At 70.7% G+C, this 19,517-nt stretch carries 12 protein-coding genes and 2 pseudogenes; 9 read left to right on the top strand and 5 right to left on the bottom strand.

Annotation, left to right across the window (positions count from 1 at the left end; translation table 11 throughout):
- The first annotated feature begins 129 nt into the window (after nt 1-129).
- Nucleotides 130-996: a hypothetical protein gene (locus ACFU95_RS42130; RefSeq protein WP_383840154.1), complete on the top strand. Its 867-nt coding sequence runs from the start codon at nt 130-132 to the stop codon at nt 994-996.
- On the opposite strand, the gene ACFU95_RS42125 is transcribed toward ACFU95_RS42130, so the two are convergent.
- Nucleotides 962-1,288, bottom strand: a complete 327-nt coding sequence (locus ACFU95_RS42125; protein ID WP_383840151.1) for a hypothetical protein — start codon at nt 1,286-1,288, stop codon at nt 962-964. The genes ACFU95_RS42130 and ACFU95_RS42125 overlap by 35 nt on opposite strands.
- 221 nt (nt 1,289-1,509) lie before the next feature.
- Here ACFU95_RS42125 and istB point away from each other — a divergent pair.
- From istB to ACFU95_RS42110, 3 genes and pseudogenes are all read left to right on the top strand, one after another.
- Nucleotides 1,510-2,249, top strand: a pseudogene (gene istB / locus ACFU95_RS42120) (IS21-like element helper ATPase IstB).
- A 103-nt stretch (nt 2,250-2,352) separates the two neighbouring features.
- Nucleotides 2,353-2,823 (top strand): GNAT family N-acetyltransferase, encoded by a 471-nt coding sequence (locus tag ACFU95_RS42115; protein WP_383840148.1) that lies wholly within the window; start codon nt 2,353-2,355, stop codon nt 2,821-2,823.
- A gap of 256 nt (nt 2,824-3,079) precedes the next feature.
- Nucleotides 3,080-3,367: pseudogene (locus ACFU95_RS42110) on the top strand (MFS transporter); the annotation flags it as partial.
- 253 nt (nt 3,368-3,620) lie between these two features.
- On the opposite strand, the gene ACFU95_RS42105 reads toward ACFU95_RS42110, so the two are convergent.
- Nucleotides 3,621-6,926: a S8 family serine peptidase gene (locus tag ACFU95_RS42105; RefSeq protein ID WP_383840145.1), complete on the bottom strand. Its 3,306-nt coding sequence runs from the start codon at nt 6,924-6,926 to the stop codon at nt 3,621-3,623.
- 459 nt (nt 6,927-7,385) lie between these two features.
- On the opposite strand from ACFU95_RS42105, the gene ACFU95_RS42100 reads away from it, so the two are divergent.
- On the top strand, nt 7,386-7,622 hold the full coding sequence (locus ACFU95_RS42100; protein ID WP_383840142.1) for a hypothetical protein: 237 nt from the start codon (nt 7,386-7,388) through the stop codon (nt 7,620-7,622).
- Between the two features lie 607 nt (nt 7,623-8,229).
- Nucleotides 8,230-8,727: a hypothetical protein gene (locus ACFU95_RS42095; RefSeq protein WP_383840139.1), complete on the top strand. Its 498-nt coding sequence runs from the start codon at nt 8,230-8,232 to the stop codon at nt 8,725-8,727.
- 67 nt (nt 8,728-8,794) lie between these two features.
- Here the strand turns inward: ACFU95_RS42095 and ACFU95_RS42090 are convergent, their stop codons facing one another.
- Complete coding sequence (locus ACFU95_RS42090; RefSeq protein WP_383840136.1) at nt 8,795-9,718, bottom strand: NAD(P)-binding domain-containing protein; 924 nt, start codon at nt 9,716-9,718, stop codon at nt 8,795-8,797.
- Between the two features lie 343 nt (nt 9,719-10,061).
- Complete coding sequence (locus ACFU95_RS42085; protein ID WP_383840134.1) at nt 10,062-10,598, bottom strand: hypothetical protein; 537 nt, start codon at nt 10,596-10,598, stop codon at nt 10,062-10,064.
- Between the two features lie 425 nt (nt 10,599-11,023).
- Between ACFU95_RS42085 and ACFU95_RS42080 the strand changes: the two genes are divergently transcribed.
- The gene (locus tag ACFU95_RS42080) at nt 11,024-11,158 is read left to right on the top strand and encodes a hypothetical protein (RefSeq protein ID WP_383840131.1); all 135 of its coding nucleotides are present in this window, start codon (nt 11,024-11,026) and stop codon (nt 11,156-11,158) included.
- Between the two features lie 237 nt (nt 11,159-11,395).
- On the opposite strand, the gene ACFU95_RS42075 is transcribed toward ACFU95_RS42080, so the two are convergent.
- Complete coding sequence (locus ACFU95_RS42075; protein ID WP_383840128.1) at nt 11,396-15,262, bottom strand: hypothetical protein; 3,867 nt, start codon at nt 15,260-15,262, stop codon at nt 11,396-11,398.
- A gap of 237 nt (nt 15,263-15,499) precedes the next feature.
- On the opposite strand from ACFU95_RS42075, the gene ACFU95_RS42070 reads away from it, so the two are divergent.
- Both ACFU95_RS42070 and ACFU95_RS42065 read left to right on the top strand, forming a co-directional pair.
- Nucleotides 15,500-18,892, top strand: a complete 3,393-nt coding sequence (locus ACFU95_RS42070; RefSeq protein WP_383840125.1) for a S8 family serine peptidase — start codon at nt 15,500-15,502, stop codon at nt 18,890-18,892.
- A gap of 109 nt (nt 18,893-19,001) precedes the next feature.
- Nucleotides 19,002-19,517, top strand: a 516-nt coding sequence (locus ACFU95_RS42065) for a D-alanyl-D-alanine carboxypeptidase (protein ID WP_383840122.1), incomplete at its 3' end; no start/stop codon positions are given.

Below are 19,517 nucleotides of genomic sequence, written 5' to 3'. Positions count from 1 at the left end.
GGTGGCACCGCCTGTCGGTCAGCGGCGACAGCACCCGGTCTCGTCTGGGATCGGTATCGCTGAGTTTTACCACCAGCGGGGTGCTTGCGGTGGGAGCATCGAAGTGCTCCAGGTGATGAGGGGGCGTGTATGCCGCCGATGTCCAAGGTCGATCTGCACGCGGCGCTCCGCCGTGATTCTCGGGCCGGGCTGTCGAACCGTGCTCTGCAGCACAAGTACGGGGTGGGTTTCCGGACGGTGCGCAAGACCCGCCTGGACCCCTACAAGGGTCTGGTCGATCAGATGCTGCGGGCGGACCCCACCGCTCCGCGGAAGCAACAGCACACGGCCAAGCGGGTCTTCGACCGGCTGGTCGCCGAGTACGGCGCTGTCGACCTTGCATACGGGATCGTCCGCGCCTACGTCGCGGAACGTCGTGACGAGATCCGGATCGCTGCGGGCCGGGGCATCGCGAAGGCATTCGTGCCGCAGTCCCACCGTCCGGGCGCCGAAGCGGAGGTCGGCTTCGGGGACGTGACCATCCGTCTGGCCGGCCAGCAGGTCAAGTGCAGCCTGTTCTCCTTCCGCCTGTCGTACTCCGGCAAGGCGGTGCACCGGGTCTCCGCCTCCGGCGGCCAGGAGGCCTTTTTCGAAGGGCACGTCCACGCTTTCAGCGTGCTCGCAGGTGTGCCCACCGGCAGGGTCCGCTGCGACAACCTCAACTCGGCTGTCGCCCAGGTGCTTGGCTTCGACCGGGCCCGGGTGGAGACCGAACGGTGGACCGCGTTCCGTGTCGGCGTGCACATCGAAGTACCCGGGCAGGTACGGGCGAACATGGTCACTACGTCACGCACGATGGCTTTGCCCGGCCCCACCTTGGCTGCTGGAAGAGCCGAGCCGATCGCCCTATGGCTCCGGTCTCACGGCCGGATCGGGCAGGTCGAGAACACAGGCGAGAGCAGCTGTGACGGGAGTGCGGTAGTCAGGCACGTGCTCGGATGTCCAGTCGGTGCCTGACGATGTCTCCGAAGCGCTCCGCAACGGGTGACACGGGATCGTGGCCGAACCCGAGCAGATCGCCGTCGTCGACGAACCGATGCCAGTCGCGCCGGCTCTCCAGCCCGTCACAGCAGCCGGGCAGGAAGGTGACGCTGGTGGAGGTATCGATGACTCCCAGACCGCCGGGAGCGACGATATCGTCCTCAAGTCTGAGCAGTCCGTGCGAGAAAGAGCCGAGTGCGTTGGCTGGCTGTGGCGCCTGCTCGCCATCGGAGTCGACGTTGTTGTAGTCGGCGATGCGCATCACCACCGTCCCCACCTCAGCGGATGACAGCTCCCCGCTGAGAGGCAGGAAGCTGAACGGCTCGACCTCAGCGACAGGCCAGAGGTCGAGACCGTCAACTGTGCGTACCTCCAGGACCGCCCGCATCGCCTCCCGATTACGCCGAGCATCCCCGTCACGGCTGACGAGGCTGAGCACCTTCGGCTGTACCGCCCCGAGTAGATACGGGTGTACGCCGACACGCGGCCATCGAAGCATCCTGCAGGGCCCTGCGACTGCCCACGATCCGGAGCCAGTTCGCCGACATCGCCACCGACGCGGCCAAAGGCCAGATGACCTACCGCGGGTTCCTCGCGGAACTGCTGCTGGCCGAGTGCGACGACGGGGCCCGCCGACGCTCCGAGCGCCGGATCAAGGCCGCCTCATTCCCCCGGGAAAAGTCCCTGCGGCAATTCGATTTCGACGCCGACCTGAACATCGACCCGGCCGTGATCCACACCCTCGCATCCTGCGAATTGGTGAAAAAGGGACTCCCGCTCTGCCTCATAGGAGACTCCGGAACAGGAAAATCCCACCTGCTGATCGCGCTGGGCACCGAAGCCGCTACGGTCGGCTACCGGGTGAAGTACGTCCTGGCAACCAAGCTGGTCAACGAGCTGGTCAAGGCCGCCGACGAGAAGCAGCTGACCAAGACGACCGCCCGCTACGGACGCGCCGATCTCCTCGCGATCGACGAGCTGGGCTACATGGAACTCGACAAACACGGCGCAGAGTTACTGTTCCAGGTACTAACCGAAAGGGTGGAAAAGAACAGCGTCGCCATCGCCTCCAACGAAGGTTCGGAGGGGGGGCAAGAACGTTTACCGACCCCCGGCTCTGCGCGGCCATCGTCGACCGTCTCACCTTCGGCGGGAACATCATCGAGACCGGCACGGACTCCTACCGCCTCGCTCAGACCCGGGCCAGGGCCGAGCAGGCTGCTGACTGACGATCACAGCTGGCCTCCATAAAGGTTGTTCCGTAGGTGTGAGCTGGCCCTAGGCTGAGCCGATCACTTCGACAACGATCTCGCGGAGGCTGGCACCGAGCCCATGAAAATATACCTGCGCGAACTTCAGGACAGCGACCTGCTGGTCTTCTGGGAGCAGTTGACCGATCCGGAACTGCAGCAGATGGCGGCTGTGACCAGGAAATATCACTACGACCGGGGCCACTTCGACCAGCACTGGGCGAAGGTCCGGTCCGATCCAGCAGTGATCTTGCGAACTGTCCTGGCTAACGGCCTGGTCGTGGGGCATGGCGCGATATTCGGCCCGCGCTCCGAGCGTGAAGTCACCTATGTCGTCGGGCGACCCCACTGGGGGCAAGGGATTGCCAGCCAGGCACTTGCTCAGCTGATCAAGTTGGAGAGGACTCGGCCGCTGCACGCCGACGCCGCTGCTGACAATGCCGGATCCATCCGTGTACTGGAGAAATGCGGGTTCATGGTGACCGGGCTCAGCCGGTGCTTCGCACGAGCCCGGGGCCAGGAGATCGATCTCGTGCACCTGACGCTGAGCTGAGCGGGATGACCAGCACAGGTCGCTCATCAGACAGCCAAGGCGAGGTTCACCATGCACAGCCCTGGGGATGCTGCTGACCTGAGGCCATGAATGGACCGGGTGGCGAGCATCGGACTCGGCTCGCGACTCGGCCAAGGATTGGGCGACCAGGCGACGTCGGCCTGGCCCAGCTCATGGTGGTGCTGGACGGCACCATCGTGAACATCGCACTCCCCTCGGCCCAGCAGGACCTGGGCTTCTCCGACGGTGACCGGCAGACGCCGGCGTCGCCTCCGCCACCGTCAACACCATGCAGCAGGTCGGCGGCTCGATCGGTACGGCCCTGCTCAACACCCTCGCCACCGGCGCCGCCACCGACTACCTCGTCGGCAAGGACCCCAGGGACCCGGCCGTCCAGGTCCAGGCCGGCCTCGACGAGGCCTACGCCACCGCCTACTGGTGGTCCGCCGCCCTCTTCGTCGTCGGCCTGGTCATCAGCCTGGTCCTCTATTGGTGCGGCGCACCGCAGCAGGACTCCGAGGCCGCTCCCGCGGTCCGCATGTGACATCACTGCCTCACGGCCCGATTCACGAGGATCCCCTGCTCCGACTACGGCCCGCCGGACTTCCGGCGGGCCGTTCGGCTTGCCTCGACCCGCGAGCGGCGCCTCGGGCTCGCGGACCGTTGAGACCCGGAGTCGCGGCGCACCCGAGTCCGGCCGGAGACACGGCTGTCGGCCCGCCGTCACGTGGGCCACCGGGATCAGGTCTGCTCGGGCCACCACCGCATGGGCAGATGGCGGTGGCCCGGGCCTGCGGTTACTGCGTGACCTTTCCGATGGTCACGGTGCCCTCGCCCACGGCCGTCCCGCGGTCGTTCACGAGGTGTACCTCGCCGAACAGGTCGCGGCCCTCCGGTACGGTCGCCGTGGCTGTGACGTGTGCGGACACGGTCGTCGCGGCGCCCGTGCCGAGCCTCACCGACCCCGAGCCGTCCGGCGTGACCGAGCCGAGCGCGGTCGAGAAGAAGACATCGCGGTAGTCGAAGGCGGTCGAACCGGACGGCACGTCGTAGGCCAGCACCTCGATCGTGTACGTACCGGCGGCCGGGTCGGCGACGGAGACGGATTCCTCGGCATCGGCGTCCGCGTCCGAGCCGACCAGGTCCCCCTTGGCGTCGTACACCATGAGATCCAGGTCGGCGGCGTTGTCCGCGGGCGAGCCGATGGCCACGTCCAGCGATGTGGCGCCTTCGGGGACCTCGACCGTGGTGGTCTGTGTCGCACCGTCGGCAATGGTCGGGCGGGCGGTCTTCGAGGAACCGAGTGTGCCTCCCTTGAGCGTCCCGTCCACGGCCGCGTATCCGTTCGTCGCGGTCCAGGAGACGGCGGCCGGGGTGCCCGCCTCGGCCTCCGGCACGGTCACGGGGTCCGGGTCGAAGGACGCGCCGTAGACGGCGACGTCGAGGGTGTACGGATTGTCGAGCGGCTCCGTGGCGTAGTACGACTCGACCACGATTTCCCAGACTCCGGCCTGCGGGTTCGGGTACGTGGCGACCTCCGACGTCGTGGGGTCGTCGTCATCGGCGGGGAGCCCGGACGGCTGGAGTGCGTCGGCGGTCGTCCAGCTGCCGTCCTTCAGGCCGCCGAGCCTGACCTCCAGTGTCCTGGCGCCTTCCGGGACCGTCACGAAGTAGCTGTTCGCGCTGTTGCGCTGTACCGAGCCCGGGACGGAGTAGGTGTACTCGGCCGGGGTGGAGACCACGACGGTCGTCAGGATCTGCCGGTCGACGCCCTCGGTGGCCGGGTCGTCGACTTCGAGGCGGGCGCTCTTGATGCCCGCGGAGGCGGGCGCGGCCTGGATCTGGACGGTCACCGGCTCGTTCAGCGGCAGTTCGGCCGTCGGGGAGCCGAGGATCGCGAAGGTGTCGGCCTGGTTGTTCTCCAGCCGCAGTTCGTGGCGGACGGGGCCGTCGGGGCCGGAGGTGCGGGTGACGGTGACGTCGTACGTCTTCTTCTGGCCGGCCTTCAGCCCGCCCTCGCGGTCGTAGACGCCCGTACCGAAGCCCGGCATCTCCAGCTGCTGGTCCAGGACGGTGTCCACCGGCGCCCGGACGGTGTAGTCGTGGGCACTCGCGCCCTTCTCGACCGCCTTCCACGCGGCGGGGATGTCGATACGGCCCGCGCCTTCCTCGTATGCCTGAACTCCCTTGATGTGGACGGCGGTGGAGGTGAGTGCGGTGCGCAGCTGCACCGGGCTGAGGTCGGCGCCCTGCTGCTTCGCGGCGGACAGCAGCAGCGCGCTCGCACCCGCGGCCTGGGGGGAGGCCATCGACGTGCCCTGGTACATGGCGTAGCCGGCGGGCAGGTTCCAGCCCGCGTACTCCCCGTAGAACTGGCTGCCGGGCATCCAGGACGGGATGGTGGAGACCGCCGAGCCGGGTGCGACCAGTGTCGGCGTGAACCCTCCGTCCTCGCGCGGACCGCGCGAGGAGAAGGTGAACAGCCCGTACTCGTCGGCCACCTCGGAGCCGTAGTTGGCGGCCCAGGTCTCCCTGGAGACTCCCGCGCCGACGGAGATCACCTTGTCGGCCAGGCCCGGATTCTCGATGGTGTTCGCGCCGGGGCCGGAGTTGCCGGCCGAGATGACGAGCTGGACACCGTAGGTGTCGATGAGCCGCGTGTACAGCTCGGAGGTGGCGTCGTTGCCGTCGTTCAGCGCCGGCAGCCCACCGATGGACATGTTGACGATGTCGACGCCGCGGTTGACCACGAGGTCGATCATGCCCTCGGTGAGGGCGATGTTGGTGCAGCTGGTGGGCCCGAACGCGCAGGCGCGGGACGACACGATCTTCGCACCGGGGGCCGCGCCGTCCATCTCGCCGCCGAACAGCCCGTTCCCCGCGGCGATTCCGGCGACGTGGGTGCCATGGGACTCCGAGACGACGCCGATGTTGACGAAGTCCGCCTTCTTGCCGACGTCGGAGCCGCCCAGCGGGTCCAACGGGACGTCCTCGCGGATCTCCACGACGAACGGCTGGCGCTCGGCGATCCCGGTCCCGGGGTCGTCCGTGCCGAGGTACCCTACCTGGAAGCCGTCCTTGTACGGCTTCATCGGCGTGTCGTCGGTGAAGTCGCCGTCGTCGTCGACATCGACGGTGACCGTGCCGGCCGCCGAGTCGTACAGCACGCCCCAGTCGTCCGTGGTGTCACCGTCGCGGTTCACGTCGCCGTCAGGGAGGCCGTCCTCGACCTTGCCGACCTCCGTCGCGGACTCGCGGAAGACGTTGACGCGGTACGAGCCCGCCGGTGCCTTCCAGCTCTTTCCGTCATATGTGAAGTCCGGTCCTGACACTTCGGTCCTCATGGAGCGCCAGGTGGCGTCGCCGTCGATGACCGGGTCGGTGGCGGTCACCCAGTCGACGATCTTGCGTTCGCCGGTCGTGGTCTTCCGCAGCGCGGGGTGGTCGACGTCGACACCGGTGTCCAGGACACCGACGGTGATGCCGCGGCCGTCCGCCTTCGGGTGGTCCCTCACGAAGGCGACGGCGCCCGTCTCGAAGGACGGGTTGTACGGGTTGACGGCCGGAGTGTCCTTCCCTGGCCCGGGATAGGGGTCCGAACTCGCTTGCGCCCCATCGCGCCCGGCGGCGCCGACGCCCTGCCGCGGGTCGTCGACGCGCATCTCGTGCCGCAGATCGACGGCGTGCACGGAGGAGAGCTTCGCGGCGGCCGTGATGGCCGCGTCCGCCCCGGAGGTGGGCACGGTGGCCCGTACGTAGCCGAGCCTGTCGTAAGCGCGGCCGACGGAACCACCCTTGACGGCGTCCAACTTCTTGGCGACCTGCTCGGTCCGACCGGGTGCGGTGGCGATCATCATCGTGACGTACTTCTCGCCGGTGGCCTTCGCCTCGGCGAGCAGCGCGGCGTCGGCAGAACCGAGCTTGTCCGCCGATGACTTGGGGGTGCCTTCAGCCGGGGCGTCGTGGGACGAACCGTCGGTGGCGAACGCGGAGGACGGCGCACCGAACGCGCAGAGCGCGGCGGTCAGCGCGACGGCCGCGGTCGCGCGGGCCACTCGTCTCACGCCCGGTATCGGGCCGTTGTGGGGGGTGATGGTGGGCATGGAAATCCTTGCTGTCGAGAAAGGAACGAGGGCACGACCGTGGGCCGAGAGCAGGCCCGACATGACCGCTCCGTTTCGGGAAGTGCCGCCGAGTGAATGCCGAGCACCGTTCAAGTGACGCTCGTCTGCTACGAGTTACGGCAGTCACATCTCGATGATTCTGCAGGCCAACAGCGCCCGGTGAACAATTGCGAGGAGATTCCGTGATGGTCCTGCATTCATTTGGGTCGGCGCGTCGAAGATGGCACCTCCGCACCGGAACTGAGGACATTTGCCTCTACGCGCCACCCGACAGTCACTGCGAAAATCGAGTCAGGCGACAGCTGGTACGCCTGTGCAGAGCGCAAGGGCCCCAGTCGGAGATTCCGCGCTGCCGGTCCAGACGCAACGGGGAAGTCAATTGCACCGCTCCGAGAATCGGCAAGTGCGGTACGGATGAACCAAAGAGAGAGACAGACCATGCCTGAAATCGTGTCGAAGCGCAGCCGTCGCGCCCGTTGGACCGTACCCGCCGCGGCAGCCGTCCTGGTGGGCCTCCAGATCGCGGGGGCCGGTTCCGCGTTCGCCGGACGGGGGGACGGCGCCTTTGTGTGGCGCGACCGCTCTGGAGTGCGGACGGTTCTGGAAGGGCAGTGCTTCGCCGACGGCGGTTCCCAACTGGTCAGCAGCGGCAGCACATACGACTGCAGGCGTTGAGAGGTCCCCGGCCGCGTACGCCCGGAGCCCTCTCTCCGCGACTCACGGACCTCCTCGGCCGGCGCGGCCGCGGAGGTCCGTGAGCGTTCTGGTTGCTCTCGACGACTCAGAACAGCCGACCGTTCACCTCCTTCCGTCATGGACGGCCGGGCGACGCCAACCTGCGTGGGCTGTCAGCGCGCCGCGCCGCTGCCGTGGCGGTCGCCGTTCGCACGTGCTCGCGGCGGGGAGCGACGCCCAACCGGGTCCAGGCATCCCCACCAGCCCGTAGCGCAGTCCCACTGCCTCGTCACGTCTGCCGACAGGACCGCGAGGCCGATCGACGCGCGCCCCTCCGTCCCGCCTCCGCTGCTTCGTCGCCGCGCCGGACCGAGTCGTCGGCCTGCCGCGCGCTCACGCCGGGCGATGCTCGGCAGCCCAGGAACGCGCTGCCCACTCCGCATGGCGGGCGTGCCCCGCAGACACGGCGGCATCCTCATCAGCCGACCTGACCCGCGGCACACCTGACGCCGCCCGCCCACGGGCGCGCCCGACACCCTCCCCGCGCCGGGCGCGCCCGCGTCCACAGACCTCCCAGGGCCCTTCGTCGGGTCTGCGGCCAGCCGGCATGGTGCTCTACCGGCCGGAGCTGGCAGGCGTGCCGGCGGATGCCGCGCGCCGCGAGGGTGTCAACCTGCTGCCCCTCGGGCTCACGGTCACCGCGCTGGCCAACGGTCCCTCCGGTGTGGAAATGACCTTCACCGACGGCGGCAAAGCGCACTACGGCCTGGTCGTCGGCGCCGACGGCATCCGCTCGACCGTCCGTCGGCACGTGTTCGGCGAGCGCTACCAGCCCCGCTACGTGGGCGGGATGAGCCTGCGCTGGATGGTGCACGGCGACGGGCTGGACCTTCAGCAGGGCTTCCACTTCGGCCCTGGCGGGGGGCTCGTCGTCGCGCACCTGAAGAACGGGCCGACCCACATCTCCAGCGGCTTCACCACGGAACCGATCGAGTACCAGGACCGCGCGCAGGGCGTGGCCCGGCTGCGCTCGATCATTCCGACCGCCAGCGGGACATCCTCGGCGCCCACCGCGCCTATCTGGACCGGCTCGCCCGCACCCTGACCAGGAGCGGACGCGGCCTCGACTGATCCGCATGCCCCGGTCACGTTCCACCTGTCAGACAGTCCGCTCACCCACACATTCGTGCGGGTGCGACGGCCGTAGGGGAATCGGTGCGCCCAAGCCATCGGAGAACCGCCTCGGTTCGGGTTCGCACCCCAAGCTTTCTGTAGATGCGGCTCAGATAGTTCCTGACCGTCTTCTCCGACAGGTACATCTCCCGGGCCATCTCCGTCACCGACCGACCTGCGGCCGCCAGCGCCATGATCCGCTGCTCTTGAGGTGCCAGGCAGATCCTTGTGGAGGCGGACCAGGAAGCGGCGGGCCAGTTCACGTATCCGGGAGCGCCCGGGGCAATGACATCCAGCCTCTCGGCCATCACCCGGGTCACAGCCCTGGCCTGTTCGGTGGCGATCGCCAGGACTGTGAGGGCTCGGCTGCTCTCAAAGGTCCCGACGTCCAACGCGTGGTAGCCGAGGAGGTCGAGCAACCGGGTCACCTCGGCCTTGGCCTCCGCATCATCGCCGGCGATCGGCAGAGTGCTCCGGTCCGCGGGGCCCCGTCTCGGATCGGGCTGCAGGAGACGGAAGTCGATGTCGCTGAACACTCTCACCACGCGGGAGTCGACCAGATGGTTCTGGACGAGACGACTGGACGTCGCTTCTTCTCCCGAGTCCAGTTCGGCGATCCTGCCGTGTCGCTCCGGGTAGTAGTTCATGAGGTCGACAACGGTTTTTCCCCGCAATTCCGGAGCGGGGAGCCGATCGTAGGCGTTCAGAGGAACAGCAAGGGCGACCATGTCGCCGAAACGGGCGGCCTGGCACGACGTTGCGGCACAGGCATGTGCGCCAAGTTCCGCCACGAGGGCGGCGAGCGACCCAGGGTCACGCGAATTACTGACCACGACGTTCAGGTCGGCGGCGACAGCGAGCCGGGCAAGCGCGCTGCCGGCCCTTCCGCAGCCGATGATTCCGAGGGTGGGGGGCTGAATCACGGTGCCGGATCTCCAGTTGGGGCGAACGGGCTTTTCAGACCGCCCGCGAAAGAGGGCTATTGCAGACCCTCCCGCCGTCGAATCCGCCTGCCGTACGCGCGCACGACTCCGCGCACACGGGACAGATCCCGCGGAGGAGGGAGCACACCCGGTGGGGGGTGGGGGTGTGTCAGGTACCTCCGCCCAGACCAGACCGCGCCACGCATCGGCACTCCCCGGCGGGGAGGCAGCCGCGCCGCCGCATTTCCCGGTCTTGGGCAATAGCAGTCGAAGAATCCCGTCCGATCACCAGGCGGCGTCCGGGACCTTCGGATCCCTCACGCGGCAAGCCTATGCTGTCGCGTCACGGGAGAGAGCCCTCGGCCGACTGTCCGACCACGGCATACGCGCTGCCGAGGTCGCTTGCCGCCGTGCCCTTCCTGATCCGGTCGGCCGCCTCCTCCATGGTCTTCAGCTCGGTTCGTACGACACCGGCCGGGGAGCGCTCAAGAATCGCGTCGTGGCCCATGGCCAGCAGGTCCAGGGCATCGGTGTCGGCCTCCCCGACCTCGGCGAGAATGGCCGTAGCCCCGCTCCGCGTGCAGTCATGACCCGAGGCGATGATCGCGCCGATACCCCACCCCAGCGACATCCCCAGAGGGCCGCCGAGGACGCCGAGGAGCGCACCGGTCAGCCCACCGTTGACCGCGTCGCCCCGCACGCCGGTTTCCATGGCCACGGGAACACGGATCGTGCCGTCCTCCATGCGCTCCATCAGGACGGCGCCCCGAACCTTGACCGCGGCAGAGTCGAGCAAGCTGAGGCCGGCGAGGGCGTGGTAGGCGGCGTCCCGGTCGGCGAAGCGGAGGACAACGACGTTTTCCTGCATACGCGCAGTCATGGGCTCTCTCCTTGGATCGTCATCGTCGAGGAACGTGGCAGTCCCGACCAGCTCGGGTGGCTGCCCGCCCGATCTATGAGACAGCATGTATTAGAGTGAGCGTGTGAGTCAATCTGTCTCGAAGATTGGCTGTCCAGGAAGAGGCGACCCGGGAGGCCCTCCTGCACGCGCAGCCATGGCCGGTGAAGCTGTCCGACAGACACTGTTCGGCCGGCCATGGCTGCGCCCGTGGAACTCAGTCCGGGATGTGGCAACTCACGCTGGCGTAGACCGTGTCACCGCTCTGCCCGTAGACGAAGTCGCTGCCGACCGTCCCACGCTACGCCGCATCCGCGAGGAGACGTTCGGCCGCGCCGACGCACACTTCGGTGACGCGCTCGCGGCGGCGGTCGCACGCGGGGAACTCCGGCCCGGAGTCGTCGAACATGCCCGGGAGCTCCTCGCCCAGGCCGGTCGGCCCTCTGCTCTTCCAACGGTTCGTGCTCAGTGTGCACCTGGACAGCGACATGGTGGCGAACGCCGTCGACACGGCACTCACCCCCTGGCTGCCGCACTCCTGACGCCCCCTCCCGCCCCGCGGTCGAAGGCCACCGTTCAGATGACCGAACGCACCGCACGGCGGCGCCACCGACCCGCACCCGCGGGACAAGGCGAGACCGGATGCGACGAGGGCCCCTACGGTCAGCCGCCGGAGAGCGGCTCGGCATCGACCACACGCGGGACGACCGCGCTGGGCAGCCTCTTCCAGGGCGCGTCCACGGGATCAGCTCCGACAGGGCGTCTGACTTGGTGAGGGGCTAGTGGTCGTCGCACACCTTCCGGTACGTGGCGTCCGGCAGGTACGTCCGCCAGGTGGTCCGGGTCAGGCCCCGGTCCCCCGCGCGGGCGCAGACGCGTCGCAGCGCGTGGGCCGGGTCGAGGTCGTAGGGCTGGACGGGGACGTGGGTGCCGCTCGCGTACAGGGTGTGGCCGTCGGGGGTGAAGGCGAGGGAGGTGATCGCCTCGCCGGGGGTGGGCAGGGGCCCGCCCAGGGGCTGGCGGGCGTCCGTGTCCCAGAGTTGCAGGGTGCCCTCGTCGCCGCCGACGGCGAGGGTGCGGCCGTCGGGGCTCAGGGCGACGGCGCCGATCTCCTCCGGGCTGTCGGCCGGGGAGTCGGGGAAGACGTCGCGCAGGATGTCCGCGTGGTCGCCGAGGTCGCCGTCCCAGAGGGTGACGCGGCGGGTGCGGTCGCCCGCGGCGAGACGGGTGCCGTCGGCGGTGAAGGCGAGCGCGGTGATCCCGTCGTCCGGGGCCGGGCCCAGTTCCGTGGGCCGGCCGGAGGGGACGCGGACGGCACGGCTGTCGCCGACGAGCAGCCAGCCGTCGGGGCGGACCGCGAGCAGGGAGCCCGCCGGCTTCGCCACCGTGCCCGTCCGGCGGCCCCGGGTCACGTCCCACACCTCGTTCACCACACCGCCCTCGGCGTTCTGGCGGGCCGTGTACAGGATGTGGCCGCCGGGGCCGAGCGCGATCGAGAGCACGCTGTCGGCGGACTGCCGCGCCGGGGCCGTCCCCAGGGTGGCCAGGACCCGGCCGCGGGCCACGTCCCAGACGGTGATCCGCTGTTCGGCGGGGTCCTGCGCGAGGGCCGAGACCCCGTACGCGAACATCTCGCCGTCCGGGCTGAACGCCATCAACGGCGCCGTCTCCCCCGCCACGACGGGCCGTTCGGGGTCGGCCGGGCCGGGCAGCGGCACGGCGGGCAGGGCCTGGGTGCCGGAGCCGCGGCGCGTGCCGTCCCCGGCACCGGCACCGGTGTCCTCGGCGGTCCCCCGCAGCTCGAAGCGGTAGCCGCCGCCGGTGAGCCGTGCGGTGGCCACCGTGCCGCCGTCAGGGGCGAGCAGCGCGTCGGCCAGGGCCTCCTCGCGCCACGCCGCCGTGGTGGCGGTCGTGGTGTCGTAGGAGTGGACGGTGTCGACGTCCAGGTAGCGCAGCGTGCTGTGGTCCGGATCCCAGGCGAGGGTGCCGTAGTCCTGCTGTTCGTCGAGGGGCTGGTGGAACACCGGCGCGTCGGGGGACGCCGCCCGCCAGACCGTGATCCCGGTGCCGTTGACCGTCGCCAGGAACGCCCCGTCCGCGCTGAACACGGCGGAGGTCACCTCCGGGTCGGAGAGGGTGGCGACCTCGCCCCGGGTCCCGGTGTCCCAGACGCTCACACCGTTCGCGTCGACGGCGGCGAACCGCTGGGCGGTACCGCGGGCCCCGCCGCCGAACAGCAGCCGTACGCCGTCGCCGCACAGTCCGTCCGCCTGCTGCCAGGCCCCGCTGATCTCCCGGCCGTCCCGGGTGTCCCAGAGCCGTGGCGCCTTCCCGGCGGGGCAGACGGCCATGTACCGGTCGTCGGGGCTCGGGACGACCTGGGCACCGCCGGGCACCTGCGTGGCGAACAGCAGCCGACCGTCGGCGACGGAACGCAGCTGCACCTGCCCGTCGACCCCGTCGGCGCCGTCGGCCCGGACGTCGCCCACCACATAGCCGCGTCCGCTGCCGCCGAGGGCGAGATACGTAGTGCCGCTCGGCCGCGGCCGGGGCTCGCCCACCCAGCGGTCCCGTGCGGTGTCCCACAGCCGGATGCCGTCGTCCACGGTGAGCGCGAGCGTGCGGGCGTCGGGGCCGGTGGCGAACACCTCGGCGTCGGCCGGCAGGGTTCCGGAGGCGGTGCGGCGGTGTGTGGCCACGTCCCAGGTGCGCCAGTTCCGGCCCTCCACACCGAGCAGGGACCGGCCCGCGTCGACGAGGTAGTGCGCGGACCTGGCGCCCGGCTCGGGGGCGGTGAAGGTGTCCACTTCGGGCTGGGCGAGGGCGCCGAGCAGGGCGCGGCGCGACTCGGGCAGCTCGGCAAGCCGCCAGGCGGCGGCGCTCAGCCCCATCGCGGTGCGCGGTTCGGTCGTCCGCAGGGAGTCGGCGACCGCGGAGGCCCGGCGGGCGGCGGCCTCCGTGCGCTGCCGCTCGCCCGCGCGGGCCTGTGTCACCGCGACCAGGCCGACGGCCATGGCCACCGCGACAACGGCGGACAACGTGGTGAGCAGCAGCCGGGAGCGGCGCGCGGCCCGGACGGCCGTACGGTGTTCCGCGTCGCGGGCCTCCAGGGCGGCGGTGAGGAAGCCCCGCTCGGCCGCGGTGAGCGTGTCGTCGTGCGTGAACTCCTCGCGGGCGAGGTCGAGCCGGGTGCCGCGCCAGAGGGCGCCGGGGTCCCGGTCGGCCTCCAGCCAGGCGCGGGCCGCCTCCGCCAGCCGCCGGTGATGGCGTAGTCGCTCCCGGTCCTCCGCCAGCCACCCGGCCAGCCTCGGCCAGCAGCTGATCAGCGCCTCGTGGGCGAGCTGGACGCCGTCCTCGTCGACGGTGAGCAGCCGTGCCCCGGCCAGCCGCTCGACGACGCCGGGCACCTCGGGGTCGGCCCACTCGGCGAGCTCGGTGGCGCTCAGCGGGCGCCGGGTGTCGGCGGTGGTTCCGCCGGACTCCCGGCCATGGGGACCGGCGGGCTCTCCCCCGGGCTCCACCATCCGCAGCAGCAGCCGACGCGCGGCGGCCTGCTCGTCGGGGTCGAGGCCGCCGTAGACCTCCTCGGCTGTCGCCGCGATCGCACCGCGGACCCCACCGGCCGCCTCGTACGCGGCCAGACTCAGCATCCGGCTGCGACGGCGCCGCCAGGTCTCCAGCAGGGCGTGGGAGAGCATCGGCAGCGCGCCCGGTTCGTCGAGGATCTTGTCGACGAGGTGAGCGGTCAGCTCCCGCTCCACCAGCAGACCGGCGGTCGCGGCCGGCTTGACGACGGCTTCGCGCAGTTCGTCGGCCGTCATCGGGCCGAGGGCGAGCGCGGCGCCGCGCAGCGCGTCGGCGAGGCCACGGTGTTCCAGGCAGCGGGGGTAGAAGTCCGCACGGACGGCGATCAGTACCCGCAGCCGGCTGTCCGGGTCCCGCGCCGCCAGCAGCAGGTCGATGAACCGGGCTCGTTCGGCCTGGTCCTGGCAGAGTGTGAACACCTCTTCGAACTGGTCGACCACCACCCAGCTTTCCGGCTCGCCCTCGGCGGGCGCCAGCAGATGACCGTGGGTGACGGCGGGCCGCGCCCCCGGCGCGAGGATCCGCAGCGCCACCGGCGGCCCACCGTCGCTGTTGTGACGCCCGGCCCTCTCCTGCAGTACGGGAATCAGCCCGGCCCGCAGCAGCGACGACTTCCCGCTCCCCGACGCCCCGAACAGCACCGCCAGCCGGTGGTCGCGGACCAGCCCGCTCAACTCCCCCACCGCCCGGTCGCGCCCGAAGAACAGATGCCGGTCGGCGGGTTCGAAGCGGGCGAGCCCCCGGTACGGCGCGCTCGTGGCCTCCTCGGCAGCCGCCGGTACCGCGGTTGTGGTGGCCGCCTCGGCCTCCTTCCAGCGTGTCTCCCACTCCGCGAGCTCCTCGATGGCGCCGCAGGCCCGTACGTAGCCGCGCAGGACGTCGAACGACGGCAGCCGCGCGCCACCCGCGGCCCGGGACAGCGTTGTCGCCGAGCAGCCGGCCGTCCTGGCCATGACCTGGTACGACGGGCTGCCCGCGGCACGGCGCAGTTCACGGAGGCCGTGCGCGAGCCGCTGCACGGGCCCGGACTCCGGGTCGAGCGGTCTCTCGGGACGTGCCAAGGGTCAACCTCTTCCTGTGGACGGCTCACCCGGGTTGAGGCCGACCAGTACGACGGGTTCCGAGTTGTTTCACCTGGTGGAGGGGGCTGTGCATCAACGTTCCGCTTGCCAGCCTCGGTGTCGTCGGCGGATCCCAGGGGGCCCGGAAGACCCGGAGGACCCTGCGGATCTCCGCCGCCCAGCACATCCCAGCAGATCGATCGACATGCTCCAAGAGGGGGAGCCTTGCACCAGCGCGTGAGATACGCCGCTGTCGCGGCCACGGCGGCGACGGTGGCGCTCAGCACCGGTCTGACCGTCGCGGGCCCGGCCGCCGCGGCCCAGGCGGCGCCGGCCGGTACTACCACCGGATCCGCCGCCGTACCGACCGCCCGGAAGGCCGCCGAAGGCACTGCCGGGAACCCGGCCGGCGGCGGCTCCCGCCGTATCCCCCTCATCACCGGCGACCGTGTGATCCTCGACACTCGGAACCAGGTCGTCGGCGTGGAGCGGGCCAAGGGGCGCGAGCGCGTGCCCGTGCAGGTGCGGACCGTCGGCGGTCACACCCTGGTCGTGCCGATGGACGCGGCCCGGCTGGTGGCGAACGGCAAACTGGACCAGCGGCTGTTCGACGTCACCGAGCTGAGCGACGTGGCCGGCCGCGGGAGCCGACAGAACGGCCTGAAGGTCATCGTCGGCTACCAGGGCACGGCGAGGACGGCCAAGGCCGACGTCCGGGACACCGGAACGCTGCGTTCGGCCTTCCGGACCCTCAACGCGGACGCCGTCCGCACGCCCCGGCAGGACACGCCGGAGCTGTGGGACGCCGTCACCAACGGTGGCGCGGTCACCCGGGGCGACACCCTCGCCCCCGGTGTCTCCCACGTCTGGCTGGACGGCATCCGCAAGGCGGCCCTCGACACGTCCGTGTCGGGGATCGGCGCCCCGGCCGCGCATGCGAAGGGCCTGGACGGCAAGGGCGTGAAGGTCGCCGTGCTCGACACCGGCATCGACACGACCCACCCGGACCTGAAGAACCAGGTGATCGCGGCCAGGGACTTCACCGGTTCCAAGGACACCGCCGACCGCGTCGGACACGGCACGCATGTCGCGTCGATCGTGGCCGGCACGGGCGCCGGATCCAACGGGAAGTACCAGGGAGTCGCGCCGGGCGCGAAGCTGCTCAACGCGAAGGTGCTGGGCGACGAGGGCGGCGACGACTCCTCGATCCTCGCCGGGATGGAGTGGGCCGCCGCGCAGGGCGCCGACATCGTCAACCTCAGCCTGGGCGGCGAGGACACTCCCGGGGTGGACCCGCTGGAAGCCATGGTGAACAAGCTGTCCGAGGAGAAGGGCATCCTCTTCGCCATCGCCGCCGGCAACGAGGGCGAGGCCGGCGACTCGACCGTCGACTCCCCGGGCAGCGCGGCCGACGCGCTCACCGTCGGCGCGGTCGACGGCAAGGGAAAGCTGGCCTACTTCTCCAGCCGGGGCCCGACCGTCGACGGCAGGCTCAAGCCGGACGTCACCGCACCCGGCGTACAGATCACCGCGGCTTCGGCCAGGGGCAGTGAGGTCGCCAGGGATGTCGGCGAGAAGCCCGCCGGCTATGTGACGCTCTCGGGGACGTCGATGGCGACCCCGCAGGTCGCGGGCGCCGCCGCCCTGCTCAAGCAGCAGCACCCCGACTGGACGTCCGCCGAGCTGAAGACCGCGCTCGTCTCCTCCGCGCAGGGCGGCTCGTACACGGCGTTCCAGGGCGGCGCGGGCCGGATCCGCGTCGGTCGGGCCGTCACGGGGACGGTGGTCGCCGAGCCGGCCTCGCTGGACCTCCCCCTCCAGCAGTGGCCGCACACCGACGACACCCCGGTCACCCGGCGCCTGACCTACCGCAACAGCGGGACGAAGGACATCACGCTGAGCCTCTCCGGAGCCGCCCGCGACCCCAAGGGCAAGGCGGCCCCGGCGGCCTTCCTCACCCTCGGCGCGGGCAAGGTCACCGTGCCGGCCGACGGCAGCGCGTCGGTCGACGTCACCGTGAACACCCGGCCGGGCGGCAAGCTCGACGGCGGCTGGTCGGCGCGGGTCACGGCCACGGGCGACGGCCAGAGCGTCACCACACCGCTGGGCGTCATCCGCGAGACCGAGCACTACGACCTCACGCTCAGGTACGTCGACCGCCCCGGGCAAACCTCCGCGCACGTCGCCTACCTGCTGTCGGTCGACAGCCCGGAACAGAGTGCGACCCTCACTCCCGAGCACACCGACGACACCACCACCCTCCGGGTGGCGCCGGGCACGTACATGCTGGAGTCGGCCAGCTCCAGGAACCTCGCGACCTACGAGGGCGGCCTCGACTGGCTGGTGGCGCCCAGGCTGACCGTCACCAGGGACATGACGCTCACGCTGGACCTGAACAAGGCGAAGTCACCCGACATCACCGTGCCCGACCCCAAGGCCAGGCCGCTCAACGCGTGGGTGTCGTACAAGAACTACGGGGGTCCGAGCGGGCAGAACGGCACCGGCATCATGCTGCGCTCCTTCGCCGACATCCGGCTCGCGCACATCGGCCCGAAGGTCGACAGCCTGTCGCAGAACTGGTCCGGGCAGTGGACCACCGCCAAGAACACCGAGTACGACATCGTGGCCGCCGCACCGGTGAAGGAGATCAAGGGCGCGTACGTCCACCACTACACGGCGGGCGAGTTCGCCACCCTGAAGGTCGGCATGGGCTCCTCGGTGCCGGGGAAGACCGGCGCGGTCTCCCTCACCGCCTCGGTGCCCGACGGCTTCGGCTACCGGTCCGGCTTCGCCGACGCGGTCCCGCAGAAGCTGCCCGGCACCCGCACCTACCACGTGTCGGCCGTCGAGGGCGCCCAGTGGCGGCCCGACTTCTCCCAGTACTCCGGGAAGAAGGACTCCGAGGGCAACCCGGTCCCCGAGGTGGTCTCCTCGGTCGACGACTATCTGACGCCCGAGGCGGGCCGCACGTACCGGTTCCGCTTCAACACGGCGGTGTTCGGCCCGCGGATGCCGTCCGGCAGCGACAGCGGTGTCCGCCGCGACGGCAACACCATCGCGGGCGTGCTGCCCCCGTTCACCGACGGCGCGGGCCACTCCGGCGACTCGGACACCACCTCCGCGACGACGACGCTCTACCGCGACGGAAAGAAGCTCGCCACCCGCCGCGCCCCGCTCGTCACCGGCACCACCTTCAAGGTCCCGGCGGGCGAGGCCGCCTACCGGCTGACCACCTCGGTCAGGCGCAGCGCCCGGCTGTCGGCGGTCTCCACCCGCACCGACGCCACCTGGACGTTCCGCTCGAAGAAGACCGGCGCCGACGGCGTCCGGCTCCCGGCCTCCACGGTCCGCTTCAGCCCGGCCACCGGCCTGGACGGCAGGGTGACCGGCAAGGCCGCCACCTTCCCGGTCACCGTCGAGGGGCCCGCCAAGGGCCGCAACCTCAAGTCCCTCGTGGTGTGGGCGTCGTACGACCACGGCCGCATCTGGAAGAAGGCCACGGTCACCCACGGCAAGGTCACCGTGAAGAACCCGGCCCGGGGGAAGTCCGTCTCACTGCGGGCCGAGGTCACCGACAAGAAGGGCAACACATCGGTGATCTCGATCTACGACGCCTACTACCGCGAGTAGGCCGAGCGGCGTCAACTGGCGCCGTCCGTACGGCGAACCGCCGAGTCGAACTCACTGGCGTCATCACCCCGTCACCCCACCCGACATGACACACGTATCGAGGCACCTCATGCATCTCCCCTCCGCAGTCCGCAGCAGTGGTCGTCATCGCAAGGCCCGCACGCCGAACCCGGCGCTGCGCCGGGCGGCCGTGCTCGCGGTGACCGCACCTGTCGCCGGAGCGGTCCTGTCCGGCCCGTCCGCGTTCGCCGCCGGCAAGGCCACCGCGAAGGCCGGTGTCACCGAACTCGACGCCGCCGAGCAGAAGATCGCGGACAACCTGAACACCCGCAGCCAGGACACCCGTCTCGGCAGCACCCTCAGCGGGGTCGTCATCGACGCCAAGTCCGACAAGGTGGTGTGGGGACACGACGCGGACACCGCGCTGATGGCCGCCTCCAACACCAAGCTCGCCACCTCCACCGCCGCGCTGACCGTGCTCGGCCCGGACCACCGGCTCACCACGAAGGTCGTCTACGGCGACGGCACGCTCACCCTCGTCGGCGGCGGCGACCGCACCCTGACCACCGACGACCTCGACGCGCTCGCCAAGACCGCCGTCGCAGGGCTGAAGAGCGCCGGGCTC

The organism is Streptomyces sp. NPDC057623 (assembly GCF_042800355.1).
In the GTDB taxonomy this organism is placed as follows: Bacteria; Actinomycetota; Actinomycetes; order Streptomycetales; family Streptomycetaceae; genus Streptomyces.
This window is presented reverse-complemented; position numbering and strand designations above follow the sequence as displayed.

Coding starts and splice junctions, on each gene's coding strand:
- ACFU95_RS42130 (WP_383840154.1), top strand. CDS start 130: ATGCCGCCGATGTCCAAGGTCGATCTGCACGCGGCGCTCCGCCGTGAT.
- ACFU95_RS42115 (WP_383840148.1), top strand. CDS start 2,353: ATGAAAATATACCTGCGCGAACTTCAGGACAGCGACCTGCTGGTCTTC.
- ACFU95_RS42105 (WP_383840145.1), bottom strand. CDS start 6,926: ATGCCCACCATCACCCCCCACAACGGCCCGATACCGGGCGTGAGACGA.
- ACFU95_RS42100 (WP_383840142.1), top strand. CDS start 7,386: ATGCCTGAAATCGTGTCGAAGCGCAGCCGTCGCGCCCGTTGGACCGTA.
- ACFU95_RS42095 (WP_383840139.1), top strand. CDS start 8,230: ATGGTGCTCTACCGGCCGGAGCTGGCAGGCGTGCCGGCGGATGCCGCG.
- ACFU95_RS42085 (WP_383840134.1), bottom strand. CDS start 10,598: ATGACTGCGCGTATGCAGGAAAACGTCGTTGTCCTCCGCTTCGCCGAC.
- ACFU95_RS42080 (WP_383840131.1), top strand. CDS start 11,024: ATGCCCGGGAGCTCCTCGCCCAGGCCGGTCGGCCCTCTGCTCTTCCAA.